23 protein-coding genes and 2 riboswitches are annotated in these 25,270 nt (G+C 67.2%); of the genes, 14 read left to right on the forward strand and 9 right to left on the reverse strand.

Features of this window, described 5'->3' with window-relative positions:
* Positions 1 to 10 precede the first annotated feature (10 nt).
* Both VGV37_RS28125 and VGV37_RS28130 read right to left on the reverse strand, forming a co-directional pair.
* Positions 11 to 568: a hypothetical protein gene (locus tag VGV37_RS28125; RefSeq protein WP_326883134.1), complete on the reverse strand. Its 558-nt coding sequence runs from the start codon at positions 566 to 568 to the stop codon at positions 11 to 13.
* Between the two features lie 43 nt (positions 569 to 611).
* Positions 612 to 1,658: an arginase family protein gene (locus VGV37_RS28130; protein ID WP_326883135.1), complete on the reverse strand. Its 1,047-nt coding sequence runs from the start codon at positions 1,656 to 1,658 to the stop codon at positions 612 to 614.
* 111 nt (positions 1,659 to 1,769) lie between these two features.
* Between VGV37_RS28130 and VGV37_RS28135 the strand changes: the two genes are divergently transcribed.
* The 4 genes from VGV37_RS28135 to VGV37_RS28150 all read left to right on the forward strand — a co-directional run bounded on the left by VGV37_RS28135 (position 1,770) and on the right by VGV37_RS28150 (position 5,750).
* On the forward strand, positions 1,770 to 2,660 hold the full coding sequence (locus tag VGV37_RS28135) for a LysR substrate-binding domain-containing protein (protein WP_326883136.1): 891 nt from the start codon (positions 1,770 to 1,772) through the stop codon (positions 2,658 to 2,660).
* Positions 2,661 to 2,679: 19 nt separating this feature from the next.
* Positions 2,680 to 2,892, forward strand: a riboswitch (cobalamin riboswitch).
* Between the two features lie 101 nt (positions 2,893 to 2,993).
* Positions 2,994 to 3,797 carry an ABC transporter ATP-binding protein gene (locus tag VGV37_RS28140; RefSeq protein ID WP_326883137.1) on the forward strand — a complete coding sequence of 268 codons (804 nt, stop codon included), beginning with the start codon at positions 2,994 to 2,996 and terminating at the stop codon, positions 3,795 to 3,797.
* 4 nt (positions 3,798 to 3,801) lie between these two features.
* Positions 3,802 to 4,752, forward strand: a complete 951-nt coding sequence (locus VGV37_RS28145; protein WP_326883138.1) for an ABC transporter substrate-binding protein — start codon at positions 3,802 to 3,804, stop codon at positions 4,750 to 4,752.
* Entirely contained in the window at positions 4,749 to 5,750 is a 1,002-nt protein-coding gene (locus tag VGV37_RS28150; RefSeq protein WP_326883139.1) for an iron ABC transporter permease, read from the forward strand. Before VGV37_RS28145 ends, VGV37_RS28150 begins: the two co-directional genes overlap by 4 nt.
* 22 nt (positions 5,751 to 5,772) lie before the next feature.
* Here the strand turns inward: VGV37_RS28150 and VGV37_RS28155 are convergent, their stop codons facing one another.
* Positions 5,773 to 7,896, reverse strand: coding sequence for a TonB-dependent receptor (locus VGV37_RS28155; protein ID WP_326883140.1), 2,124 nt, complete (start codon positions 7,894 to 7,896; stop codon positions 5,773 to 5,775).
* A 112-nt stretch (positions 7,897 to 8,008) separates the two neighbouring features.
* A riboswitch (cobalamin riboswitch) is annotated at positions 8,009 to 8,221 on the reverse strand.
* Between the two features lie 151 nt (positions 8,222 to 8,372).
* Between VGV37_RS28155 and VGV37_RS28160 the strand changes: the two genes are divergently transcribed.
* On the forward strand, positions 8,373 to 9,503 hold the full coding sequence (locus VGV37_RS28160; protein WP_326883141.1) for a dATP pyrophosphohydrolase: 1,131 nt from the start codon (positions 8,373 to 8,375) through the stop codon (positions 9,501 to 9,503).
* On the opposite strand, the gene VGV37_RS28165 is transcribed toward VGV37_RS28160, so the two are convergent.
* Both VGV37_RS28165 and VGV37_RS28170 read right to left on the reverse strand, forming a co-directional pair.
* Positions 9,498 to 10,448, reverse strand: coding sequence for an NAD-dependent epimerase/dehydratase family protein (locus VGV37_RS28165; RefSeq protein ID WP_326883142.1), 951 nt, complete (start codon positions 10,446 to 10,448; stop codon positions 9,498 to 9,500). The two genes, VGV37_RS28160 and VGV37_RS28165, sit on opposite strands and share 6 nt — an antisense overlap.
* Positions 10,445 to 12,199: a fatty acyl-AMP ligase gene (locus tag VGV37_RS28170; protein ID WP_326883143.1), complete on the reverse strand. Its 1,755-nt coding sequence runs from the start codon at positions 12,197 to 12,199 to the stop codon at positions 10,445 to 10,447. Before VGV37_RS28170 ends, VGV37_RS28165 begins: the two co-directional genes overlap by 4 nt.
* A gap of 184 nt (positions 12,200 to 12,383) precedes the next feature.
* Between VGV37_RS28170 and VGV37_RS28175 the strand changes: the two genes are divergently transcribed.
* The 4 genes from VGV37_RS28175 (at position 12,384) to VGV37_RS28190 (ending at position 16,428) form a co-directional block, all read left to right on the forward strand.
* The gene (locus VGV37_RS28175; protein WP_326883144.1) at positions 12,384 to 13,352 is read left to right on the forward strand and encodes a glycosyltransferase; all 969 of its coding nucleotides are present in this window, start codon (positions 12,384 to 12,386) and stop codon (positions 13,350 to 13,352) included.
* A 298-nt stretch (positions 13,353 to 13,650) separates the two neighbouring features.
* Positions 13,651 to 14,781, forward strand: a complete 1,131-nt coding sequence (locus VGV37_RS28180; protein WP_326883145.1) for an inositol-3-phosphate synthase — start codon at positions 13,651 to 13,653, stop codon at positions 14,779 to 14,781.
* Positions 14,778 to 15,494: an NTP transferase domain-containing protein gene (locus VGV37_RS28185; protein ID WP_326883147.1), complete on the forward strand. Its 717-nt coding sequence runs from the start codon at positions 14,778 to 14,780 to the stop codon at positions 15,492 to 15,494. Before VGV37_RS28180 ends, VGV37_RS28185 begins: the two co-directional genes overlap by 4 nt.
* A 34-nt stretch (positions 15,495 to 15,528) precedes the next feature.
* Positions 15,529 to 16,428: a CDP-alcohol phosphatidyltransferase family protein gene (locus tag VGV37_RS28190; protein ID WP_326883149.1), complete on the forward strand. Its 900-nt coding sequence runs from the start codon at positions 15,529 to 15,531 to the stop codon at positions 16,426 to 16,428.
* A 6-nt stretch (positions 16,429 to 16,434) separates the two neighbouring features.
* Here VGV37_RS28190 and lptG read toward each other — a convergent pair whose 3' ends face one another.
* Both lptG and lptF read right to left on the reverse strand, forming a co-directional pair.
* On the reverse strand, positions 16,435 to 17,562 hold the full coding sequence (gene lptG, locus VGV37_RS28195) for an LPS export ABC transporter permease LptG (protein WP_326883150.1): 1,128 nt from the start codon (positions 17,560 to 17,562) through the stop codon (positions 16,435 to 16,437).
* A complete protein-coding gene (lptF, locus tag VGV37_RS28200) occupies positions 17,559 to 18,647 on the reverse strand; it encodes an LPS export ABC transporter permease LptF (protein WP_326883151.1) in 1,089 nt (362 codons plus the stop codon). The genes lptG and lptF overlap by 4 nt, the downstream gene beginning before the upstream one ends.
* 504 nt (positions 18,648 to 19,151) lie before the next feature.
* Here lptF and VGV37_RS28205 point away from each other — a divergent pair.
* Both VGV37_RS28205 and spt read left to right on the forward strand, forming a co-directional pair.
* Entirely contained in the window at positions 19,152 to 19,358 is a 207-nt protein-coding gene (locus tag VGV37_RS28205; RefSeq protein ID WP_326883153.1) for an acyl carrier protein, read from the forward strand.
* A 3-nt stretch (positions 19,359 to 19,361) separates the two neighbouring features.
* Complete coding sequence (spt, locus tag VGV37_RS28210) at positions 19,362 to 20,579, forward strand: serine palmitoyltransferase (RefSeq protein ID WP_326883154.1); 1,218 nt, start codon at positions 19,362 to 19,364, stop codon at positions 20,577 to 20,579.
* Positions 20,580 to 20,583: 4 nt separating this feature from the next.
* Here spt and VGV37_RS28215 read toward each other — a convergent pair whose 3' ends face one another.
* Entirely contained in the window at positions 20,584 to 21,063 is a 480-nt protein-coding gene (locus VGV37_RS28215; RefSeq protein WP_326883155.1) for a DUF2141 domain-containing protein, read from the reverse strand.
* A 174-nt stretch (positions 21,064 to 21,237) separates the two neighbouring features.
* Here VGV37_RS28215 and VGV37_RS28220 point away from each other — a divergent pair, with 174 nt between their 5' ends.
* The 3 genes from VGV37_RS28220 (at position 21,238) to VGV37_RS28230 (ending at position 24,213) form a co-directional block, all read left to right on the forward strand.
* The gene (locus tag VGV37_RS28220; RefSeq protein WP_326883156.1) at positions 21,238 to 22,383 is read left to right on the forward strand and encodes a glycosyltransferase; all 1,146 of its coding nucleotides are present in this window, start codon (positions 21,238 to 21,240) and stop codon (positions 22,381 to 22,383) included.
* An 8-nt stretch (positions 22,384 to 22,391) separates the two neighbouring features.
* A complete protein-coding gene (locus VGV37_RS28225) occupies positions 22,392 to 23,132 on the forward strand; it encodes a hypothetical protein (protein WP_326883157.1) in 741 nt (246 codons plus the stop codon).
* 82 nt (positions 23,133 to 23,214) lie between these two features.
* Positions 23,215 to 24,213, forward strand: coding sequence for a radical SAM protein (locus tag VGV37_RS28230; protein WP_326883158.1), 999 nt, complete (start codon positions 23,215 to 23,217; stop codon positions 24,211 to 24,213).
* Between the two features lie 4 nt (positions 24,214 to 24,217).
* On the opposite strand, the gene VGV37_RS28235 is transcribed toward VGV37_RS28230, so the two are convergent.
* Positions 24,218 to 25,270: oligosaccharide flippase family protein (locus VGV37_RS28235; protein ID WP_326883160.1), on the reverse strand; the 1,053-nt coding region annotated here is incomplete at its 5' end.

Here is a 25,270-nt window from a genome sequence, read left to right on the forward strand (position 1 = left end):
CGTGGCGGCGTTATGCGCGATGCCGTTGCATGTGGTTCACGCCCAGCAGCCGCCATGTCCTGCCGTCATCGGCGGAACTCTCGAAGCGCGAGGTGAACGTATCGGTCTGGACGTCGTCGATCGCCCATCGTTGGATGGCGCCGTCCGCGTCACGCCCGGTCAGCGTGTAGCCGCCCTCTGCATCGTCGCCGTTGACGACGAGGGTCGAGCCCTGGGCGGGATAGATCCAGACCAGGGTCCAGCGCTGGTGCTTGGCGTCATGGAAGCCGATCGCCGTGCCATAGGGGTTCGGTGTCCCGTCCAGGGAATCCGACGTCCAGATCTCCTGCATCGCCGCGCCGTCCAGGATCCAGCTGTAGGTCACCTGGCCATGATAGGTCCGCAGCTTGCCATCCTTGTCGTGGATTTCGTACGTCACGTCCCAGCTGCCCAGCAGGCGGTCGAACAGCGGGCTCCCGGATGCCGCGGTCGGGGCAGCCACCGACGCCGCGGGGGCCGGCGTGCGCCCGTCGGCGGGCGCTCCGGCGCAGCAAAGCAGCGAGATCGTCGAGAACGCCAGCCAGCGCATGAGGGTCACTCCGAATGGGTTGGCACTTGCGCCCGCGCGACGCTCAGGCCGGAGGCGATTCCGGCTCCATGACGCGACCGGCGTGCCGAAGCGAGGAAAGCAGCATGCGCGACAAAGCCGGCGCATGGCGCCAGTCCGGATCCCGCGCAGGATCGTAGATCGTGACGTCGATGCCGAGCGCCCCGGGATCGCCCAGGATCGGCACCAGCATTTCTTCGAGCGCATCGAGCGCCAGGCCGGGTTCGCCCGGGCTGTCGACGGCCGGCAGCACGCTTTCGGCCAGGACGTCGAGATCGAGATGGATCCAGAAGCGATCGATCCCGCGACCGGCCAGATGCTGCAGGGCAGCCCCGGCGCTCGGTACGACGCCGATGCGGGCGATGTCCTGGACGGTCCATTGGGCGATGCCGGCCGCCGGGAAGTCGGGATAGGGATGTCCCGTCCCGTCGACGTTGCGTTCGCCCAACTGCACGGCATCGAGCGGCTCTACCAACGGGCCCGCCACCCCGTCCCATCGGGTCAGAGTCGCCTCGCCCTTGCCGGTGGCGAGCGCCAGATCCATGCCCGCGGCCGCGCCCAGCCGCTGGGTGGTGTCGTAGTTGGATGGGTTGGCATAGTCGCTGTGGCCATCGATATGGACGAGACCCAGCCGACCCGCGCGGCGGGCACCCAGGAGGCATCCCAGCAGGATGCTGCAATCGCCGCCCAGCACGACGGGGAATCGGCCGGCGCCCAGCGCGTTCGCCACCGATGCCGCCAGTCGCTCCGAATAGGTGCGGATGGTGAGACCGTTGCGCAGACGCGTGCCCGCCTGTGCCTCGGCGCGATAGGCCGGTCGATCGAGCACGATCGTTTCGGCCGGCCTCAGCGACCCCTGAAATCCGGCCTGGCGGAACGCTGCCGGCGCTTGCCAGCAGCCCGGTTCCGGCCCCGGGCCGGTCGGGCTCAGGCCTAGATTGCTGGGCGCCTCGATCAGGCTGATCCCGGGCGGGGCAATGGCCGCGGCGGCGTCGGACAGGGCCATCAGGCCGAAGCTCGCGACGGAGCCGGCCAGGACGGTACGGCGTGACGGTGGTTTCAAGAAGGACATGGCGGCGCCTGGACACGGGATCGGAGGCGCTGAGCCTCGTGCAGCGGTCGTCCTGGGACAAACGAGTTCCCCATCTGCTATGCACAAGGCTGCCTTATGGGGAGCCGTCGCGTGAGACTGCCGCCACTTGCCGCCATCCGCGTGTTCGAAGCTGCCTCGCGCCATCTGAACTTCACCCGGGCTGCCGAGGAACTCGGCATGACCCAGGCCGCGGTCAGCTGGCAGATCCGGCAGCTCGAGGCGCGGCTCGGCGTCAGCCTGTTCACCCGCCGGCCGGGGCGGCTGGCGCTGAGCGAGGCGGGTGCCGCCCTGGCACCGTCGGTCCAGCAGGGGTTCGACATCCTGGCCAGGGGCTTTGGCGCGCTGGATGCGGGCGGGCGGGCGCTCAAGATCAGCGCCGCGCCGACTTTCGCCAGCCGTTTCCTCGCGCGCCGGCTCGGCGATTTCCAGGCCAGGCATCCCGGCTACGACGTGGACATGGCGTCTTCGACCCGCTTCGCCGACCTGGACCAGGGCGAGGCGGACCTGGCGATCCGCAGCGGATCGGGCGACTGGCCGACCCTGGTCGCCCAGCCGTTGATGCCGGTCCTACGCTCGCCCCTGCTCAGTGCGGCGCTCGCGTCGGCCCACGCGCCGCTGGCGCAGCCCCGCGATCTGCTGGGCCTGCCCGGCCTGTGGCAGGACGCGGCGGATTGGCGGCGCTGGTTTGCGCTCGCCGGTACGCCGGCCGAGCCGCCGTCCGGCGGGCTGCGCCTGGAAAGCCAGGAGATGGCGGCCCAGACCGTCGTCGCCGGCGAGGCCGTCGCTCTGCTGTCGCCCCGGTTCTTCGCCGATGAACTGGCGAGCGGCGCCCTCGTCCAGCCGTTTCCGGTGACCTTGGAGGGACCGGACTGGTTCTATCTGGTCCATGCCCCTGCCCGGACTGGGGAACCTAAAATCCGCGCCTTCATCGCCTGGCTGACGGACCAGGTGACCACGCCCGGCGGCAGCCATTCCGCTTGACGCCACCGGGCGCCGCTGCGCCATATTCCGCCGTCACGGTTCCCCGGTTCGCAAGATCCGGGGCTAAGAGGGAAGCCGGTGCGCCGATCCGATCGGCAAGGCCGGTGCTGCCCCCGCAACTGTAAGCGGTGAGCGGCTGTCGACAGCGTCACTGGTGCCGCAAGGCACCGGGAAGGCCAGGCAGTCGCCGCGACCCGCGAGCCAGGAGACCTGCCGTGATCGATGTAACGTCCGCGGGCGGGGTGTCCTGGTCGGTCGCTTGCCGGTGCGGCGTCCGCCGCGTCTCCCGCCATGCGTCCCCTCGGCCCGAGCCCGCTCTCTCGGAGCCGCCGCTTGACCGAACCGATCCAATCGCCGGCCCACCCTGCCGCCACCGCGGCCGACCTCGTGCTGCACGATATTGTCTGGACGGTGCCGGGCCGACGCATTCTCGACGGCGTTTCGCTGCGGGTGGCACCGGGCGCGTTCGTCGGCCTGGTCGGACCCAACGGCGGCGGTAAATCCTCGCTGCTGCGCTGTGCCTACCGGGTCCATCGGCCCCAATCCGGCTCGGTCCTGCTGGACGGCATCGACCTTTGGAAGATCGCCCCGCGGACGGCGGCCCGCCGGATCGCCGCGGTGCTGCAGGAGACGCCGAGTGGCTTCGGGCTGACCGTGCGCCAGATGGCGGCGCTCGGCCGCACGCCGCATCTGGCCGGCATGGCCGACGAGAGTGCCCAGGACCAGCGGATCGTGGCGGATGCCCTGGCGCTCGTCGACCTGGCCGATGCCGCCGACCGGTCGTTCGACCTCCTGTCCGGCGGGGAAAAGCAGCGCGTCCTCTTCGCCCGCGCGCTCGTCCAGCAGCCGCGCCTGCTGATCCTCGACGAGCCGACCAACCATCTCGACATCCGCCACCAGCGCGACCTGCTGCGGCTCGTGCGCGGGCTGGGCGTCAGCGTGCTGGCCTCGCTCCACGACCTGAACCAGGCCGCCGCCTATTGCGATCGGATCCATGTGCTGGATGCCGGGCGCATCGTCGCCGCCGGCACGCCGGCCGAGATCTTCACGCCCGCGTCGATCGCCCGGACCTTCGGCCTCGAGGCCACGGTCGACACAAGGCCCGACGGCCGCGTCTCGCTCCGCTACGAGGCCTGAACCGATGCGCCTGTTTTCGATCCTTCTCCTCTCCGGTCTCTGGGTGGTCCAGGCTTCGGCCAGCGGCTTCCCGGTCACGATCGACAATTGCGGCGTGCCCGAGACGTTCGACCGGGCGCCGGTGCGTGCGGTCAGCAACGACGTGAACATCACCGACACCCTGCTGGCACTGGATCTGCAGGACCATATGGCCGGGTTCAGCGGCGTCAGCGGCTGGAACAAGATCGCGCCGGACCTGCAGGGCAGGCTCGGGGGCGTGCCGGAACTCAGCCAGAAATACCCATCGCTCGAGGTCCTGCTCGGCGCTCGGACGGACTTCTATTTTGCCGGCTGGAGCTACGGCATGCGGGTCGGCGGCGACGTGACGCCGGACACGCTGGCGGACCACGGCATCAAGAGCTATGCGATCCGCGAATCCTGCGTTCATCTGGGGCCGCGACCGGCGGCCAGGCTCGACGACATGTACCAGGACCTGATCGCCATCGGCCGGATCTTCGGCGTCGAAGAACGCGCCCACGCGCTTGCCGCCGGCTTTGCCGAGCGCATCGGCGCGGTCGCCGCCCGCCTGAAGGACGCGGCGCCGGCACGGGTCTTCGTCTATGATTCCGGCGAGGACGCGCCGGAGACGGCGGGCGGCAACGCCATGCCGACCGCGCTGATCGCCGCGGCCGGCGGACGCAACGTGATGGACGACGTGCCGAACAGCTGGACCCGCGTGTCGTGGGAGGCGGTGGTGGCGCGCGATCCCGCGTTCATCCTGATCGTCGACTATGACGTCACGACGCCGGAACAGAAGATCGCGTTCCTGAAGGGCAATCCGGCGCTCACCGGGATCGACGCCGTCCGGCACGACCGGTTCGTGGTGATCCCCTACGATGCGGCCACGCCCGGCGTGCGCAACATCGGCGCGGTCGAGAGCCTGGCACGGGCATTCCATCCGGATCGTTTCCCGTGAGGGGGCTTCCGCTTGCGCTGATCGGCCTGCTGGTCGCGGTCATCCTGGTGTCGACGGGCATCGGACCGGTCTGGATCCCCCCCGCGACGGTGGCGCGGATCCTGGCCGACCATCTGTTCGGCCGGCCTGATCCGGCGTCGGCGACCGGCGCCGCCGCCATCGTCTGGGAACTGCGTTTGCCGCGCGTCCTGTTGGGTGCCCTGGTCGGCGGAGGGCTGGGCCTGGTCGGCACCAGCCTGCAGGCGGCGACGCGCAACCCGCTGGCCGATCCGTTCCTGTTCGGCATCTCGTCGGGGGCGGCGTTCGGCGCCGTCCTGGTCATGCTCCATACCGGGGCGGCCTTGGGTCCGCTCACCTTGTCGCTCGCCGCCTTCGCCGGCGCGCTGCTGTCGATGGGCGTGGTCGCCGGGATCGCGCGACGGCAGGGCGTGCTGGCGCCGGATCGACTGATCCTGGGCGGCGTCGGCGTGTCGTTCGTGCTGATGGCCGCGACCGACCTGCTGATCTTCGCCGGCGACCAGCGCGGTGCCGCCTCGGTGCTGTTCTGGATGCTGGGCGGCCTCGGCCGGGCGCGCTGGGCGCTGCTCGGGATGCCGGCGATCGTGCTGGCGGCGGGCTTCGCCTATCTGTTCGGCCGCGCCCGCGCGATGAACGCCCTGCTGGCCGGCGACGAGACCGCGATCACACTCGGCGTCGACGTGGAGCGGCTGCGGCTCGGCCTGTTCATCGTCTCGGCGCTGGTCACGGCGATCATGGTGGCGCTTTCCGGCTCGATCGGCTTCGTCGGGTTGATGATCCCGCATATCTTCCGACGCCTGGTCGGGCCCGATCATCGAGCGCTGCTGCCGGCCGCGACCCTCGGAGGTGCCATCTTCCTGGTTGCGGTCGATGCCGGCGCGCGCACGGTGCTGGCGCCGGAGGACCTGCCGGTCGGCATCCTGACCGCGGCGCTGGGCGGCAGCTTCTTCCTGTGGCAGATGCGGCGCGGACGCGGCTGACGGATCAGCCGCGTCCGTTACCTCAGAACGACGAGCGCAACGTGACTTCGACCGCGCGGGGGCGACCCAGGATCCATTGGGTGCCGCCGTTGTACGGGGCGGCGACATAGGTCTGGTCGAGCGCGTTGAACAGGCGCAGATCGACCCCGAAGCGCGGCGTCGGCGCCCAGGTCAGGCCGGTGTCGACCACTTCGTAGGCCGGCAGGGTCAGCGTGTTCGCATTGTCGGCGTAGCTCTTGCCGACGTAGCGGACGCCGGCGCGGGCCTGCCAATCGGGCAGGAAGTTCCAGGTGACATAGGCGTTGGCCGCTTGTTCCGGCACGCTGGGCGGTATCTTGCCCTTTCGCGAGACCGTGGTCGCGCCGTCCGATTCGGTGAAATCGTCGAACCGGGCGCCCAGGATCGTGCCGTTCGCCTCGACCCGCCAGCCGCCGCCCAGCGCCAGCGCGAACGAGGCCTCGATGCCGCGCGAGGATTGCTGGCCGACCTGCTCGGTAATGTCCGGGTCGGTGGGGTCGGTGATCAGCAGCTTGTTCTTGACGATGCGATAGGCCGCGAGGGTCCATTCGCCGCGCTCGTCCCAGAAGGTCTGCTTGGCGCCGACCTCGACCTCGCGTCCGGTCGACAGGTCGAATTGCTGTGAATGGGGCGACAGGGTGATGATCGACCCGACCGGATCGGTCGCGGTGGCATATTGGGCGTAGAGCGCCAGGTGCGGGATCGGGTTGTAGACCGCGCCGACGTGATAGCTGGTCGACAGGAAATCCTTCTTGGTCCGGCCGCCCGCCACCAGACTGTCGCGCCGCAGGTCGTAGGCGTCGGTCCGCACCCCGCCGACCAGGGACAGGTTGTCCAGGATCTCCAGCCGATCCTCGGCGAAGCCGGAATATTGCTGGGTGTGGGTCCGGAACTTGGGCGTCGTGCCGGCCAGGTCGATGAAGCTGCCGGGGCTGAAATCGAACGGGTCGAGCTGCTCGCGGCCGCCATAGGGCGAATCGTTGGAATGCTCGAAGCGCACGCTGCTGAATTCGAACCCGACGACCGCCCGGTTGTTGCGCCCGAGGATCGTGCTGTCGTAGGTCGCGTCGGCCCGGTCGCCGATCTGCGACTCGTTATGGTAGATCTCGATGAAGGTGTCGCGCTGAACCAGGTCGGTGTCGGGCTGGAACGTATAGCCCTCCGCCTCGCGCCAATGGCGGTTGCTGTACAGCCAATAGGCCTCGTTATGCAGGGTCAGCCCGGTGGTCGCGTTCCATTCGGTCTTGATGCGCGCCCAATTGTCGGTCCAGTTGATCGTCGCATCGCCGACGTTGAAGTTCCGGCCGTCGAGCCGGGTGTCGAGCTGCCCGTCGATCAGCGGCGTGCCGAAATAGCCCATCGGGTTCTGCTGGCCGTAATCCTCGGAAAACGTGAAATGCAGGTCCGGCCGCGGGTCCCATTGGACGATGGCCGAGATCGCCGTGCTTTTCGACTGGCCGCGGTCGACATAGCCGTCCGAGCTGTTGTGGCTGACGTCCAGGCGATAGGCGGCGGTCGAGCCGAGCGGGCCGGTGCTGTCGGCCTGCTCGCGGAACGTGTTGTCGGAGCCGAAGGTGAATTGCACATTGTTCTGCAGGGCCGACCCGTCGGGCTTGCGCGGCACGATGTTGACCGCACCGCCGATGGCGCCCGACCCGTAGAGCACGGAGGCGGGGCCGCTCAGCACCTCGATCCGATCGACGTTCCAGGTGTCGAACGGAAAGGTCGAGGTGCCGGCGCCGATGCTGAGCTGCGTGCCGTCGTAGAGCTGCTTCACGGAATCGACGCCGGTGAAGCCGCGGGCGCTGAGCGCGCTGTTGCCGTCGCCCGGTGTCGCGACGGAGGTGAAGCCGGGGGCGCGGCTGACCGCGTCCATGACGCGGGTGTCGCCGCGCTCGCGCACTTCGTCGCCGGAGATGACGTCGACGCTGGCCGGCGTTTCGAGCGGCGTCAGGCCCAGGCGGCTGCCGGCCGTCGAAGCTTTGTCGAGATTGAGCCCGTCCCGGCGCAGGCCGGTGACCTCGATGGTCTCCGGCGTCGGGTTCGAGACGGGTGGCGTGTCGTCGGCGCGGGCGAAGGGGGAAAAGGCGAGCAGCGGCAATGCCGCTAAAGCAGGAAGACGGGACATGTTCTGTCGGCCTCGTGGCAACGTGGACGTCACCACGAACCAAAGTCCGACGACCGCCGGGGTTTACGGGCGGGCACCATTCCCCACTGAGGCACCCCGCCCAATGTGTCCGTGCGTGACCACGATGACGGCAGGTCTCCTGGCTCGCGGGTCGCTGCCAGCGCATCGCCTTCCCGGTTGCCCAGTGGCTTATCCGGCACTCTCGCGCCGGAATCGATGCATGGCTCGCCGCTTACAGTTGCGGGGGCAGCCGCGGCTCTGGGTTCGACCCCGTACCCGCGTTCCCTTTTGATCCCGTGAAGGAACCGTCATGTCCCTTGTAGGGAACGCCGCGGGCCACGGTCAAGCGATGCCGCCTTTGCCGCCGCCCATGTTTTGGGCTAGGAAGTTGTTCGGTTTCCGATCGTTGGCAGCCCGATAGACGTTCAATCGCGGCTGCCGCCATCCTTCGCCATTCCCATCTCAGGGCAGTCTCCGTGACAATAATCGACATCGTCCCAGTGCAAGGCCGTGCCCTGCTCGACCGTTTCATTCGACTGCCCCAGCAATTCCATCGCGACGATCCTCACTATATCGCACCCCTGCATCTGGAGCGGCTGGACGCGCTGACGCCCAAGAACCCGTTCTTCGGCCATGCCGACGTGCAGTTCTGGATCGCGCGGAAGGACGGGCGCGACGTGGGGCGCATCAGCGCGCAGGTCGACCACCAGGCGTTGGCCGTGCGGCCCGATGCACCAGGTCAGTTCGGGCTCATTGCCGCCGAAGACGATCCGGCGATTTTCCGGGCGCTGCTCACGACGGCCGAGGATTGGCTGCGCGCCCGCGGCATGCAGCGGATGCAGGGGCCGATCAACCTCAACATCAACGAGGAGATCGGGCTGCTGGTCGAGGGATTCGACACGCCGCCGATGCTGCTGATGGGCCACGACAGGCCCTATGTCGGCACGCGGCTCGAGGAGCAGGGGCTCGTCAAGGAAAAGGACCTCTACGCCTACCTCTACGACATCACGGTCGACCTGCCCGCCGGTGCGCGCCGCCTCGTCGATCGGCCGCTGCCGAAGGGGCTCACGGTCCGGCGTATCGACTTCAAGCACTACAATGATGAAATCCGGATCATCACCGAGGTGTTCAACGACGCGTGGCTCAACAATTGGGGTTTCGTGCCGCTGACCGAGATCGAGACCGATCACCTGGCGAAATCCCTGAAGCCGCTGCTCGACCCGCGGCTCGTGCGGATCGTCGAGCAGAACGGAGAACCGGTCGGGTTCCTTGTCTGCCTGCCCAATCTCAACGAGGCGATCCGCGATCTGGGCGGCAAGCTGCTGCCGTTCGGCTGGGCGAAGCTGCTGTGGCGTCTGAAGGTGTCGGGCCTGAAGACGGCGCGCGTGCCCCTGATGGGTATCAAGCGGTCGGCCGCCCAGGGCGTGATCGGCAAGCTGCTGCCGTTCCTGCTGATCGACTCGGTCCGCAAGGAGGCCGCCGACATGGGCTTTACCCATGTCGAGCTGTCGTGGATCCTCGAAGACAACCTGGCGATGCGCCACATCAACGAAAGCTTGGGCGGCGTTCCGTACAAGACGTACCGGGTCTACGACAAGGCGCTATAGCCAGCCGGCCGCCCGGTACCAGGCCACCGTCTCGGCGAACCCCTCGGCGATGCCGATCGTCGATCGGTAGACCGTGGACGGCAGCGCCTCGTCCGGCGCCACCGACCAGTCCGGATGCAGCATCTCGCGTGCCTTGCCGGCGGTGAAGATCGGCGCCCGGCCCGACAGGCGTCCCCATGCCGTCGAAGCCTGGCCGGCGGCGAGCAGAAGGCCGTCGGGAACGCGCAGGAACCGGGGGCTGCCGCCGACCGCCCGCGCGGCCGCACCCAACAGTTCCGTCATGCGGTACCCGGCCGGATTCGGATCCGCCAGCGCGTAGCGCCCGGCCGCGCCGGCGCCGAGCGCTAACCGCGTCAAGGCGTCGGCGGCATCGGCGACATGGACGAAGGCCACGCGTCCCGACCCGAAGACCGGGACCATTGCATGGGATGCCGCCTTGAAGATCGCGAGCGTTTCGCGGTCCCACGGGCCATAGATCGCGGGCGGGCGCACGATGACCAGGCGGTCGGGCGCGTTGCCATAGACGGCGCGCGCCGCCTGTTCGCCGGCATGCTTGCTGGCGGCATAGTCGGACAGCTGCGGCTCGCGCGCCGCCAGCGACGAGACGGCGATGAAACGGGCGCCGGGCGCGCATCGCCGCGCGGCCTCGGCCATGGCACGGGTCCCGTCGCGATTGGCGCGGAGGAAAGCCGCGCGATCGCGGGCCTTGATCAGGCCGGCGACATGCACGATGGCATCGGCCCCGGCGGTGAGCCGCTCCAGGGCGGGGGTGTCCTCAAGGCTGCCGGGCACGACGTCGAGGGCGATGCCGCGCCAGAGTTCGGGCTCTGCCTGGCGACGAGAGAGGATGCGAATCCGCGCGCCCTGCCGCGCCAGGGCCGCTACCAGATGCAGGCCGACGAACCCCGTGGCGCCGGTGACGGCGACGAGGGGTCCGTCGTTCATTCGGCTCCGGCGCTCGCCGACACGGCGCCGGCGATGCGCGGGAAGGCGCCGGCCAGGTACATCGTGCGTGCGCGGCTGCGGCTCAGCTTGCCCGACGAGGTCTGGGGCAGGCTGTGCGGCGGCACCAGGACGATCTTCGATTCGAGGCCGTGGCGGCCACGAAACACGTTTGCGATTTCGGTCGCGAGCGCGTTGCGGCTGATCGGGTCGGGCGTGCGGCACTGGACCAGCACCACGACCTCTTCGTCCGCCTCGCCGTCGACCGAGAACACGGCGACGTCGCCACTGCGCAGGATGGAGATTTCCGCCTCCGCCGCCCATTCCAGATCCTGTGGCCACAGGTTGCGGCCGTTGACGATGATCAGGTCCTTCGCACGCCCCGTGATGACGATCTGGCCGTCGACGAGGTAGCCGAGATCGCCGGTATCGAGCCAGCCGTCGGGCGTCTTGGCGCGCGCGGTTTCCTCCGGCGCACCGAAATATCCCACCATCAGGCTGGGGCCGCGCACGAAGATCCGCCCGACCCAACGCTCGGGCAGCAGTCCGCCGGTCTCGTCGCGCACCTCGATGTCGTGGTTGGGCAGAATGTAGCCGCAGACGACGAAGGTGCGCGTCCGCATGTCCGAGCCGGGGGCCGGAACCGCTTGGTGCTTGGCCTCCAGGACCGCGACGTCGACGATGTCGTGGCCGGCACCGCGCCCCGGCGGGGTGAAGCTCAGTGCCAGGGTCGCTTCCGCCATGCCATAGCTCGGCATGAAGGCGCCGGCGCTGAAGCCGCGCGGGCCGAAGCGTTCGGCAAAGCGCGCGAGCACGTTGGGGCGAATCATGTCGCCGCCGATGCCGGCGCTGCGCCAGCTCGACAGGTCGATGCCCTCGGTCGAGCCGCTTTCGCTGCGCCGGACGCACAGTTCATAGCCGAACGACGGGCTGAACGAGACCGTGCCGCGGTTGCGGCTGATCAGGTGGAGCCACAGCAGCGGCCGGCGGGCGAAATCCCGGGTCGGGATGAAGTCGACCGTCATCTGGCAGGTCATCGGCGTCAGCAGAAACCCGACGAGGCCCATGTCATGATAGAACGGCAACCATGATACGCCGCGGTCGCCGTCGACGATGGCGAGGCCGTCACGCCCCATGCCGCGCGCGTTCGCCATGAAGGCCCGCTGCGTGACCGCAATGCCCAGGGGAAAGCGCGTGCTGCCCGATGAGAATTGAAGGTAGCTGAGCCCGTCGGTGTCCTGCGCCGGCAGGTCGCCCGCCAGGGGCACCACGTCGTCGAGCACGGCCAGCGTACCCGTGATCTTCAGGTCGATGCCCGAGACCGCTTCGCCGAGCCAGGCTTCCAGCACGGCCGGCGCGAACGCCGCGGCCACTTGCGCGCTCTCGATCATGCGCCGCAGATGGGCGATGTAGCCGTCCCGGCCGCCGAAGGCCGCCGGCAGCGGCATCGGCGCCGGCACCAGCCCGGCATACTGGCAGGCGAAGAACGCGCGCACGAAGTCGCCGTCGCTCTCCGCGATCAGGCCGACCCGGTCGCCCGGTTCCAGCCCCGCGCCCAGCATCCGACGCGCCAGATCGATCGCCTGTTCGCGCAGGAGACGGTAGGACAGCGCCTCGATGAGGATGCCTTTGCCGGAGTAGAAATTGAGACCGGTCGGACCCTGAGCGGCATAGTCCAGCGCTTCTGCGATGCAATCGAAGTCCGCCAGGCGCTTGGTCAGCCCAGGATGATGGGAAGGGGTCGGTTCTGTCATATCAGGAAATTGCTATAGCCCTTCATGCCTTCAGCTACCAGAATAAGACAGCGAAGGCAACGTTCGCCCTTAAGACGACGGGATCGGCAGGATGCCGTGCGAACCGGGTCCGATGGACTTCGAATTGTCCCTGAAATAGCGTGCGCCCCATCAAAGCGCCAGACCCGAGACAGGCAAGAAACTCATGACGATCCCCGCCCGTGTGCATTTCTGCTGGATCGGTACCAGCCTGCCCTGGGCCTATGTCTTCGCCATCCTGTCGGCTGCCGAACGCAGCGGATTGCCGGAAATCATCCTGCATCACACCGATGTCCTGGACGACGGTGCGGAATTGCGTGCGTTGCAGGATGCGTCCGGCGTCCGACTGTCGCGCATCGATTCGCTCGCCTGTCTGGCGGAGGCCGGCGGCGCGCTCGGCGTCGGAAACGGGTTGGCGGCACTGTTCCAGGCGCTGGCCAGTCCTGTCATGCGCACCGACGTGTTGCGCGCGGCGATCCTCTATCTGCAGGGCGGCATCTATCTCGATCTGGATACGGTCACGACCTCGTCGCTCCGACCGCTGCTCGATACGCCGCAGTTCGTCGGATCCGAGTTCATCGTCTGGCCCCAGTCTGTACGGGCGTCGCGCTCGCCGCTCGTGTGGGCCCGCCACCTGGCCCTCGACGTGATGCGCAAGGTGCTGCGGCGGCTGCCGCATGGCTGGAAAGCGTTTCGGCGGGTCGAGAAATTCTATTTCCGCGGCGTCAACAATGCCGTGATGGGTGCCGAGGCCGGATCACCGCTGTTCCGGGCATATCTCCAGGCGATGCTGAAGGTGCCGCCTGCCCGTTACACGGAAGCCTATGCCCTGGGGCCGGACCTGCTCCAGGCGGTGGTCGATCGGTATGAGGCGGACGATCTGGTCATTCAGGATCCGCAGGTCTTCTATCCGCTGCCGCCCAGAATCTCCGAACTATGGTTCCGAATCGATCCTGGTGCCCGGCTGAACGCCGTCCTGTCGGCCGAGACGCTCGTCGTGCACTGGTACGCCTCGGTCCGCACCAAGTCACGGGTAGCGCTGATCAATCCGCAATACGTGCGGGAACACCGGAGCCATCAACTGTACAGCGCGCTGGTATGCTCCTGCATTTCCAGCCTCCCCGAGGCGGCGTGACGCGCGCGCGCCACCCGTCGTCCCGCGGCGGCATCGCCGATTTCCCGCTTGCACCGAAGGGTCCGTCCACGGATGATTGCGCCCGATCCGCGGTCTTCATCAGGGAAAGCGGCAACGGATACCGCGTCGGCAAGCCGGGACACATGACTGCACCCGGCCGATGCGGCCCGCCGATTTCCCTCTCGCATCCCATGGACCATCCCTATATGAGGCGATCAAGCCTCGGGGCTGCCTTCGCGTCCAGGGTCGGATGCGCCATCATCGCTTTCAAACAAGTTAGCTGCAAACAGGGTACATCATGTTGAATAGAGGCAACATTCGCATCGCGATTGCAGGCGTCGGCAACTGCGCGAGCGCTCTGATCCAGGGCATCCACTACTACACCCCCGAGCGCTGCCGCGAGGGCGTGGTGGGGCTGATGCATCGGGAGATCGGTGGCTACCTGCCCTGCGATATCGAGGTCGTTGCCGCTTTCGACGTCGATGCCCGCAAGGTCGGCACGGACGTCAACCGGGCCATCTTCGCCAAGCCGAACTGCACGAAGATCTTCCAGAGCGACATTCCCGACGGCGGCGTGATCGTGCGCATGGGCGCGGTGCTCGACGGCATCTCCGAGCATATGGCGAATTACGCCGACGACCGGACGTTCATTCGCTCCGACGCACCGGAGCCGACGAAGGAAGAGGTGGTCGGCGAGCTGAAGCGCAGCGGCGCGGAAATCCTGCTGAACTACGTGCCGGTCGGCTCGGAGCAGGCCGCGCGCTTCTACGCGGAATGCGCGCTGGAGGCCGGCGTCGCCTTCGTCAACAACATGCCGGTGTTCATCGCCAGCGACAAGAGCTTCGCGGACCGGTTCAAGGCCCGCAACCTGCCGATCATCGGCGACGACATCAAGTCCCAGTTCGGCGCCACGATCACCCATCGGGTGCTGACCGACCTGTTCGCCAAGCGCGGCGTGAAGCTGCTACGGACCTATCAGCTGAACACCGGCGGCAACACCGACTTTCTCAACATGAAGAACCAGCAGCGGCTGGTCTCGAAGAAGAAGTCCAAGACCGAAGCCGTGCAGGCGGTCGCCCACAAGCGCATGGAAGACGACAACATCCATGTTGGCCCCAGCGACTACGTGCCGTGGCAGAACGACAACAAGATCTGCTTCATCCGGATGGAAGGGCACCTGTTCGGCGACATCCCGATGGACCTGGAGCTGCGGCTGTCGGTCGAGGATTCGCCGAATTCCGCCGGCGTCGTCATCGACATGATCCGCTGCTGCAAGCTGGCGCTGCAGAACGGCGTCGGCGGCGTGCTGGAAGGGCCGAGCGCCTATTTCTGCAAGCATCCGCCCGCGCAATACACCGACGACGATGCCTATCAGATGGTCGAGGCCTTCATCCGCGCCAACACCGTGAAGATGACCGCCGTCCGATGAAATGCCTGATCGTGGCAGCCGGGCAGGGCGCCCGGCTGCGGGAAAAGGGCGAGCTGAAGCCGCTCATCCCGATCAAGGGCATCCCACTGATCGAGCGGGTGATCGGTCGCGCGCGCAAGGGCGGCATCGACGAGTTCGTCGTCGTCAGCGGCTATCGCGGCGACGAACTGCGCAGTGCGCTCGACGCGGTTTCCGCGCGCGAGCAGGTGCGCATCACCCATGTCGTCAACGACGAATGGACCCGGGCCAATGGCGTCTCGCTGCTGAAGGCGAAGCCGGAGCTCGACGAGCCGTTCCTGCTGACCATGTGCGATCACCTGGTCGACCCGGAGATCTTCCGCGCCCTGATCGCGGCGCCCTCGGAGCCAGGCACCGTGACCCTGGCGGTCGATTTCAATATCGACAGCCCCTTGAACGATCCGGAGGACGTTACGCGGGTGAAGTGCGCGGACGGCCGGATCGAGCATATCGGCAAGGTGATCCGCGACTTCAACGCCTTCGATACCGGCGTTTTCCTGTGTGGCCCGGTCATGTTCGAGGCGCTCGAGGAAAGCCAGGCCCAGGGCGACGACAGCATCTCCGGTGCCATGAACGTCCTGGCGCGATGGAACAAGGCGCGCGCCTTCGACATCCAGGGCCGTCTGTGGGTCGACGTCGACGATCCGGTCGCGTTCGGCAAAGCCGAAGGCCTGCTCGACTCGGGGACATTCTGACGTGTCCATTCGTGATCGGCGCTAAGGGCGGCGCGTGACCGGGACTGCCGAGCCGGTCCGGCGCACGACCGAGATCGAAGAGGTCACCAACCTCCATTTCATTCATCCGCTGGCGGCACGCCTCGTGCCGCTGTTCGCGGCGCTGGGGATCTCGGCCAACATCGTCTCCGTGGCCGGCATGGTGTTCGGCGTGCTGGCCGGTCTCGCCTACAACCACTACCTGGACCCGCGATGGGCGATCGCGGGCTTCGTCCTGATGATCGCGTGGCATATACTGGATGGCGCCGACGGCCAATTGGCCCGGCTCACGAACTCGCAGTCCGAGACCGGCAAGATCCTCGACGGCATCTGCGACTATGTGACGTTCATCGCCGTCTATGTCGGCCTGGCGATCGCGCTGGCCGGGCAATATGGCAATGAGGTCTGGCTGCTCGTCGGCGGTGCCGGGATCTGCCATGCCGTGCAGGCCGCGGCCTACGAGCTGCAGCGGCAGGAGTATAATTTCTGGGGGCTTGAGCGGAAGTCCGCGGCGTTCCTGGAGCTGGCCGCGCGGCCGCGGCATGCCGGGGGTTCCCCGGGGCTGCGGGTGTCCGACCTGCTCTATCGGGCTTATACGCGGCTGCAGTTCGTGGCGGCCGGCATCACGCCGGAATTCCACGAGCGGCTGGGCCGGGCCCTGCAGGCGCAGCCGGAGCGCGCCGCTGCCATCCGGCAGCACTATCGCGAGATTTTCGCGCCCTCGGTCCGTCGCTGGTCCGTCATGTCGTCGAACTATCGGACATTCGGGATTTTCCTCTGCGCCGTGCTGGGGGCGCCGCGGATCTACTTCTGGTACGAGATCGTCGGGCTGAGCGGGATCATGGCGATCCTGCTGTACCAGCGCCGGGCCCGCTACGCGCTGTTCTTCCAGGGCCTGGAAGCCACTGCCCCATAGCCGGCGCTACCGGTGCACCCGGCGGAACAGATAGATCGCCAGGCCCATGAGCAGCAGCGACGGCGCCAGCGCGGTCGCGGCCGGATCGAGGTCGAGCAGCACGTCCAGATGGCCCGCGATCTGCTGGGTCAGAGAAAATACGATGCCGACGATCGCGCCGATCGTCATCTGCTGCCCCGTGCTCTGCCCGCGCGGCGGGCCGAAGACGAAGGGCGCCGCGATCAGGATCATGGCGACCATCGACAGTGGGATGCTGACCCGCCGCCACAGTTCCTGCTCGTAGCGGATCGCCTGCTGATGGCGCTGCTGCAGGTCGTAGACGTACCGGAACAGCGCGACCGGCGGCATCGTCTCGGGCGGCAGCTTCAGCAACTCGACCTGCTGGGGTGCGATGAACGAGTGCCAGGACAGGGAGTCCAGGCGCTCGGTCTGGAATTCCGACGACTCGAGCCATTTCCGCATGACGCCGGTCAGCAGCCAGGTGCCGTCCCGCCGGATCGCGGCGCGGTCGGCATGGATGAAATTTTCCAGGCTGCCGTCGGTGCCGAAGGCGTAGATGTCGATATCCTCGGCCTCGTCGATCGAAGCGAACCGCTGCACGTTCAGATACTGGTTGGCGCCCTGGGCCCAGAAACTGTTGTCGCCGCGCACGGGAGACGAGGCGGAGAGTGCCGCGGTCCGTTCGGTCTGTGCCAGGTGCTGGGCGGGGGGAATCACGAATTCCGCCAGCAGGAACAAGGCGATGACGATCGGGACGAGCAGCTTGAGGATCGATCCGACGATCCGGCGTTCCGAAATGCCGAGACTCTTCAGCGCCGTCAGCTCGGAGTTCCGGCCGAGCGCGCCCAGCGCCAGCAGGCAGCCCAGCAGGATTGAAACCGGTGTCACCTGCAGCAGCCGGGCGGGAGCGGTCAGCAGCACATAGGTCAGTGCGTCGGTCAGGCGGTAATGGCCTTCGCCGACCGAGGCCAGCTGTTCGACGAATTCGAGCAGGCTGAACAAGGCGGTCAAGGCGGCGGCCACCAGGGCGAAGGCCCGCAGGGCGGCGGTCGCGATGTAGCGTTCGAGCGGCGGCAGGATCCGCGATCCCACCGATCGCAGTCGCGCGGCCGTGCTCGCGAAAGTCGCGGTCATGCCCGGCTGCGCCGATATTTCATGCCGAGCGCCGGTCCGGCCAGGGAAAATGCCAGGAAGGCCGCGAGCAGCGCGGGGGCCCACCAGATGCCAGGGAAAGCGGCGACCACGCCATGCTGCACCCAGGTGCGCGCCGAGGTGCACAGCAGGTAATATCCCGAATAGACCAGGATCGCCGTGCCGAATTTCTCGTACTTGCCCTGGCGCGGCCGGGCCCGGCTCAACGGGATGCCCAGCATGCCGAGCAGGAGGGTCGACAGCGGGGTCGACAGCCGCCATTGCAGCTCGGCGATGTCGCGCGCCGAGTCGGACCGGGCGAGCTCGGCGCTGCTCGCGGCCACGGAACTATATTCCGGCGGCGCCGGATCGCGGCTGTCCGGGTTGATGACGATGCCCTGGGCACTCAAGGCCCGGTCGGGATGATCGTCGTCATGGCCCAGCTCATAGATATGGGCATCCGTCAGGTAGATCTCCCGGCCGCCGTTGGGCGTGGTCTGCGACAGCGGATAGGCCAACTGGGCATGCACGATCTCGGTATGGTCCTCATGCCAGACCTGCACGAACACATCCTGCGCCGGCGATGCCGGCCCGTCGCGATGGGTCACGAAGATCACCCGCCGCCCGTGCTGTCCGACGTAGAAGGTGCCGGCTTCCATGGCATTGACGTCGAGCGTCAACTCGGCATGGCGCGACAGCTCATGCAGCTTGTCGTAGGCCCAGGGGCGCGCGCCCAGCGACAGGCAGGCGACGACGATCGCCAGGCACCCCGACAAGCTGACCACCGCCCCCATGACCCTGGCCGGCGTGATGCGCAGCGCGAACATCGCGGTGAATTCGGAATCGCCGTACAGCCGGCCGAAGGCCAGCACTACGGAGATATACAGGGAGATGGGGATCAGGACCTCCAGCGAGATCAAGACCTTGAGGCCGATCATCTCCGCGACGGTATCGATCGGCAGCAGGCCGTTGACCGCTTCGGACAGGAAGCCCGCGGCGCTGTAGCTGGCGAACAGCGCCACCAGGATGCCGAGGATAGCCGCCAGCGGCTTGCCGATTTCCCGGATGAGATAGCGGTTGATGATCAAGCGGCTGCCCCGTCGGACCGGCCGCCATGCGATCGGGCGCGGAAAGGCGCCGTGGTCGCCGATGCCCGAAGGCCCGGAGAGGAGGGAGCGCGCATACGGGGCCGGTGGCTGCTCATTCGGAAGATTGCGGAACTGACCTGAAAATGGAGCGCGGTTTTGGTGCCACACATAGCCCGGCCACGACAGCGTAAAATTTCACACGGGCAGGAAACGCTCGGAAAAAGGCGGGAAAGCGCCCGTTTCGAGAAACTTTCTGACATTGGCCATCCCGCCCTCTGGATTGAGGGGCGGGAGTCCCTATCTGAAACACGGGTGAAACGAACCGCGCCGACGGTTCGCCGAAGGCTATGATAAAGCTTGTGACAACGCTTTGTCGTCACCTTATAAATTGTCACATATACAGGTCGGAAGTTTCCGGGCTGAAGCGTAGCGCAGGCTGAGGAGCCGACGGAAACGGTCATGGAGAATCTAGTCGAGGACATTAGAGGGGTGATATTCGATACCTTGCGCTCGTCGCTGCAAAAGCCTGTCGAACTCTCCGATCAGACGAATATCGTGAACGATCTCGGCCTCGATTCCGTCGCGGTGATGGACTTCGTCATGGAGATCGAGGATCGCCTGGATATCTCCGTCCCGCTCGATCGGATCGCCGAAATCGAAACGCTGGGCGATCTCGTATCAACCGTCCGCGACTTGAAGGGTAGTGCGTGATCGATGCCTCTTTTTGACAAGTTCGCGTCGATGGCCGCTGCGTATGACCGGCTCGAAAGCATCAAATCCAATCCGTTCAACGTCGCCTTCGACCGGGTGCTGTCGCCGACGGAAGCGCAGATCGGCAATCGCCACATCCTGCTGCTCGGCACCAACAACTACCTGGGTCTGACCTACGATCCGGCCGTGATCGCGAAAGCGGTCGAGGCGATCGAGACGTTCGGTACCGGGACCACGGGATCGCGCATCGCGAACGGGAGCTACGACGGCCATGGCCGGCTCGAGCGCGAGCTGGCCGATTTCTATGGCCGCAAGCATGCGATGGTGTTTTCGACCGGCTATCAGGCCAACGCCGGCATCATCTCGACGCTGGCGGGCAAGAACGACCATCTGCTGCTCGATGCGGATTGCCACGCCAGCATCTATGACGGATCGCGGCTGGGACAGGCGCAGGTCACGCGCTTCCGCCACAACGATCCGGACGATCTGGCCAATCGCCTGCGTCGCCTGGCCGATACGCCCGGCGACAAGATCATCGTCGTCGAAGGCATCTATTCCATGCTGGGCGATGCCGCACCGCTGCGGGAATTCGCTCAAGTCAAGCGCGAATGGGGCGCCTATCTGATCGTCGACGAGGCGCATTCCCTGGGCGTCCTGGGCGAGACCGGGCGCGGCCTCGCCGAAGCGGACGATGTCGAGGCGGACGTCGATTTCATCGTCGGGACCTTTTCCAAGAGCCTGGGCGGCGTCGGGGGCTTTTGCGTCAGCGACATGGACGGCTTCGATATCCTGCGCGTCGTCAGCCGGCCCTACATGTTCACGGCATCCCTGCCGCCCGGCGTGATCGCGGCGGCGAGCGAAGCGCTGCATCAACTGCGCACGCGCCCCGGCCTGCGCCATCGGCTGATCGAGAATGCCCGGCGCTTCTATGACGGGCTTTCGGCCCTGGGCTTCACCGTGGGGCCCGAACCCAGCCCGGTCGTCTCGGCGGTCATGCCCGATCCCGAAACCGCCTTCGCCTTCTGGACGCAGCTCCTGCAGGCAGGACTCTACACCAACGTGAGCCTGCCACCTGCCACGCCGAAGGGGCTGGCGCTGCTGCGCTCAAGCGTGAGTGCGGCGCATACGTTCGACCAGATCGACCATGCACTAGGCCTGTTCGCGGAAGTGGGTCGCGCGCTCGACATCATTCTGCCGGCACCGGTGCGCAAAGCGGTCTGATGCCCTAGTATTTCACCAGGACATCGACCGGATTGTCGCCGGCATGGGCGGCGAAGCGCACCTGGCTCAGGCTGGGCGGGCCCAGATACAGGGTCGGGTTGTTCGAGAAGCCGTAGCCCTCGGCCGGCAGGCCCAGCATCGTGGTATCGAAATGGTGGTTGCCGTTCTCGTCGTGGAACAGGGCGACGGCGTAATGGCCCGGTGCCGCGACGGTGAAGCAGGCGCGGGTGACCGGCAAGGTCACGGGAACCTCCTGTCGGGCCAGCTTGTAGGCCCCGTCCAGGAAATGTGCCGTATCGTCCGGGTAGATCGTGATCGAGACCGCGCCGTCCGTCGAATGCATCCCGCTGACGCCGACCTGCAGCCGAACCTGATTCGGATCGGCGGCATTGCAGTCGCCCGGCGCTGCGGCCTGCGTTGGCGATAGCGCCAGCAGGCCGCACGCCATCAGACCAAATGTGGCGCCGTGAGTGATCCGTCCCATGTCCGCTCCCGCCACCGATGCACCCGTCGGGATCAGACCGGCAATGTCGCTGGTGAGCGCGCTATGTACGTCCGGCCCGCGCCGGGCGCAAGTGGCGGCTTGCCCTGGATAGGGCCGGCTTCTACGGTGCAGCAAAACGGGACGCCGGGTGCGGGCAGCAGTCAGAAGGTACACGTGCGCGAGATCGCTGTATTCCGCCATAACCTGTTCAGGATATCGGAACCGTTCATCACCCAGCAGGCACAGCAGTTGCTGCGGTACAAGCCGCTCTATCTGGGACGGTTGCGCTTCGGCGACGCTCCAGCGGGTGCGGGTTCGCTGGCCGTGCAGGATCTCGATCCCCGCTGGCCCTTGCCGCGCATAGGCTGGCAGATCGCGACGCGCAGCCCAAGGCCCTATCAGCGCCTGCTCGCCGGCCGGCGTCCGGCGCTGATCCATGCGCATTTCGGCGTGGAGGGGGTCTATGCCCTGCCCTTGGCGGCGCGACTGAACATCCCCCTGGTCACGACCTTCCACGGCTTCGACGCCACCCTGTCGACCGCTGCCCTGCTCTGTTCGCCCGCCTGGGCGAATTACCCGCTGTTCCGCCGCCGGCTGGCGCGCCAGGGCGACCTGTTCCTGTGCGCCTCGTCGTTCATTCGCGAGCGGGTGCTGGCCATGGGCTTTCCGGAGGCGCGGACGCGGGTGCACTATATCGGCGTGGATTGCCAGGCGATCCGGCCGCGCGATCCTGCCGAGGAAACGCCGACGATCCTGCATGTGGCACGCCTGGTCGAGGTCAAGGGCACCCAATACCTGATCCGCGCGGTCGGCGCCCTGGCGGCGCGGCACGGGAACGTCCAACTGGTCATTGTCGGCGATGGCCCGCTGCACCGCTCGCTGCAGGATCTGGCGAAATCGCTGGGACTGGAAGGGCGGGTGAAATTCCTGGGCGCGTTGCCGCACCGACAAGTGGTGACCTGGATGCGCCAGGCCGCCGTTCTGGTGCTGCCCAGCGTCCGCACGTCGACCGGGCGGGTCGAGGGTTTGGGCATGGTGCTGCTGGAGGCCGCGGCCAGCGGCGTGCCGGCGGTCGGTTCTCGCATCGGCGGCATCCCGGAAGGCATCATCGACGGCGAGACCGGCTTCCTGGTGTCCGAGCGCGACCCGGCGGCCCTGGCCAGTCGTCTGAACGATCTGCTCGACGATCCTGCGCTGCGGCGGCGCATGGGCGCGGCGGCACGGGCGTTGGTCGAGCGCCAGTTCGATATCCGGCGCCAGACCGGAACACTCGAGGACCTTTACGATGCCGTGCTGGCGGACCGGGGGGATACGCCATGAGCCATGCCGTGGTGGTCGCCCATCCGGACGATGAAATCCTTTGGCTCAGCGGGGTCGTTTCGTCAGCAGATCGAATCATCTTCTGTTTCGGCGACCAGTTCGAGCGGCCGAAGAGTTCTGCCGCCCGGCGGCGCGCGGTCGCCGCATTGCCGTTGAGGGGGCTGGTCGATCTCAAGCTGCCGGAAAGCGGTGCCGGGTTTTTCGTTGACCGGGCTCGTGCCCACTCGACGCCCGCGGGTATCGAGATTGCCGACGCCGCGGCGCGTGCCCGATACGAAAACAACTACACGGCTCTGGTCGAGGCATTGCGGCCGGCGCTCGCCGGGTACAGCGACGTCTATACGCATAATCCCTGGGGCGAGTACGGCCATGCCGAGCACGTCCAGGTCTACCGGGCCGTGACGGCGCTGCAGGCCGAACTTGGCTATACCGTCTGGTTCTCGAACTACGTCGATGGTACGAGCTGGCCGTTCGCCCGGCGGGTCGGGGCGCAACCCTGTTGGACGCGCCGCCGCACGGTCGTGCCCGACCAGAAAACGGCCCGCACGCTCATGGGCGTCTACCGGCGTCATGGCGCGTGGACCTGGACGCGATTTCATCGCTGGCCGGCGCAGGAGACGCTCTATGCGCAGCCGCCCGCCGAAAATTCCGAGCCCCGGTATCCGATGGCCGGCGAATGGCTGCTGGACGTCGCGGGCTTGCGCTGGTGGCCGCCGCCCTGGCGTGCAGCCCGCAGGCGCCTGGATTGAGCGTACCGAACTTTCCCGCAGACGCGCCCGGTGCTACTCGTTGGGGGCTGCGGTCCCGCCTTTAGGTCACCATATGACATCGATGAGCGATCAATCCCTATTCGACCGCGTCAAGAACCTCGGCTCCGGCGTGCGATTCCTCAGCCGGGCTCTCGGGTCCCGGTACAATCCGCTACTGGCCCAGGTCGTGGTCACGCGCCGCTGCAACCTGTCGTGCGGCTATTGCAACGAGTACGATGATTTCTCGCCGCCGGTGCCGGTGTCGGATCTGCTTGCCCGGGTCGATCATCTGGCGGTGCTCAACACGGCATCGATCACGTTCACCGGCGGCGAGCCGCTGCTGCATCCCGATCTCGACCAGGTCATCCGCGCCGCCCGCGGCCATGGCATGATCGTGACCATGATCACCAACGGCTTCAAACTCAGCCGCAAATGGATCGACCGGCTCAATGCCGCCGGCCTGCAGGGCATGCAGATCAGCATCGACAATCTGGAGCCGGACGCCATCTCGATGAAGAGCCTGGCCTCGGTCGAGGGCAAGCTCGCGTTGCTGTCGAAGCATGCGAAGTTCAAGGTGAACGTCAATTCCGTGCTGGGCGTCACCGGCGAGCGGACGCAGGACGTCATCACCGTGGCCGAAACGGCAGCGAAATACGGCCTGCAGCATTCGGTCGGCGTGCTGCACGATCATACCGGCACGCTGAAGCCGCTCAGCCCGGAACAGATGGGCGCCTATACCCAGGTCACCAAGATCTCGCCATCCATGGTGCACGGCCTGAACTATTGGCTGTTCCAGAAGAACCTGATGCACGGCCAGCCCAACGACTGGAAGTGCCGCGCCGGTGCGCGGTACCTCTATGTCGCCGAGGACGGCAAGGTGCATTGGTGCTCTCAGCAGCGCGGCTATCCGGGCATCCCGCTGCTCGACTACACCCGCGACGACATCCGGCGCGAATTCCATACCGAGAAGTCCTGCAGCCCGACCTGCACCTTGAGCTGCGTGCACCAGATGAGCATGTTCGATCGCTACCGCGGCGCGCAGAAGACACCGGATCCGACGCCGGCGGCCGCAGCCGAGTGACCGGTCAGGCGGGCCGCTCGGGCCGGCGTCGTGCATGGAGCGCCAGGCCGGCATAGGTGAGTGCCATCGCCGCTACGACGATGGCGACCTGGATGCGCGGGTCACTGCCGCCGACCGACAGACGCACCGCTTCGACGATCGCGACCATGGCGCCCACGCCGACGAACGGCACGACGAAGGCCTGCGCCAGATCGCCCGCCTGGACGCCCCAGTGCTGCCGCAGGTAGCGGGCTCCCCAGGCGAGCAGGATCGGGTAGACGCCCAGCCAGACCGCCGAAACGGCGACGATGCCGGTCTGTGCGGGAAAACTGAAGCCGGCGATCAGGATGCCCAGGGTCAGCATCAGCAGGGTCATCGCCGACAGGCGCGCCGCCGCACCGGGGCGCCCCGATCCCATCAGCACGGGCGACAACAGCTGCGACGTCACCCGCAACAACCCTGCAGCGGCCAGTAGCTTCAGCGGCAGGGCGGCAGCCGCGTAGCTGTTGCCCTGTTCGTCGTGAAGCAGGGCGGTCAGCGGATCGGCGACCAGTATCAGGCCGACCATCAGCGGGGCGACCAGCACGACCAACCGGCGCAGGGACCAGGTGAGCGCGTCGGCCAGATGCTGTTTGACCGCGGCGACGCGCGCGAACACCGGCAGGGCGGTGCGGTTGACCAGGGTGCCGACCGCCATCGCCGGCTCCATCGTGACGTCGAACGCGACCCGATAGACCGCCAGCTCGGACGCGCCGTAGAACCAGCCGATCAGCAGGTAATCGACGTTCTTGAAGATCTGCTCGAAGATGTTCGCCGACGCTGCCCGGATGCCGAATTGCACCAGCGGCCGGATCGTCGCCAACCGGAACTGCAGCCTCGGCCAGAACGGCCGCGCGATCATGGCGCCGATCAGGATGTAGAGGCCGCTGGTCGAATAGCCGGCGATGAGCGCCCAGGCGCCGGCCCCCGACACGGCGAGCCCCAGCCGCGTCGCGGCGGCGGCGAAGGTCGCGCACACGTTGACCATGGCGATGCGCTCGTACTGCAGATCGCGGTTCAGGATCGCCAGCGGGATCAA

The sequence above is a fragment of the Aliidongia sp. genome, assembly GCF_035943795.1.
Taxonomy (GTDB): Bacteria; Pseudomonadota; Alphaproteobacteria; order ATCC43930; family CGMCC-115725; genus Aliidongia.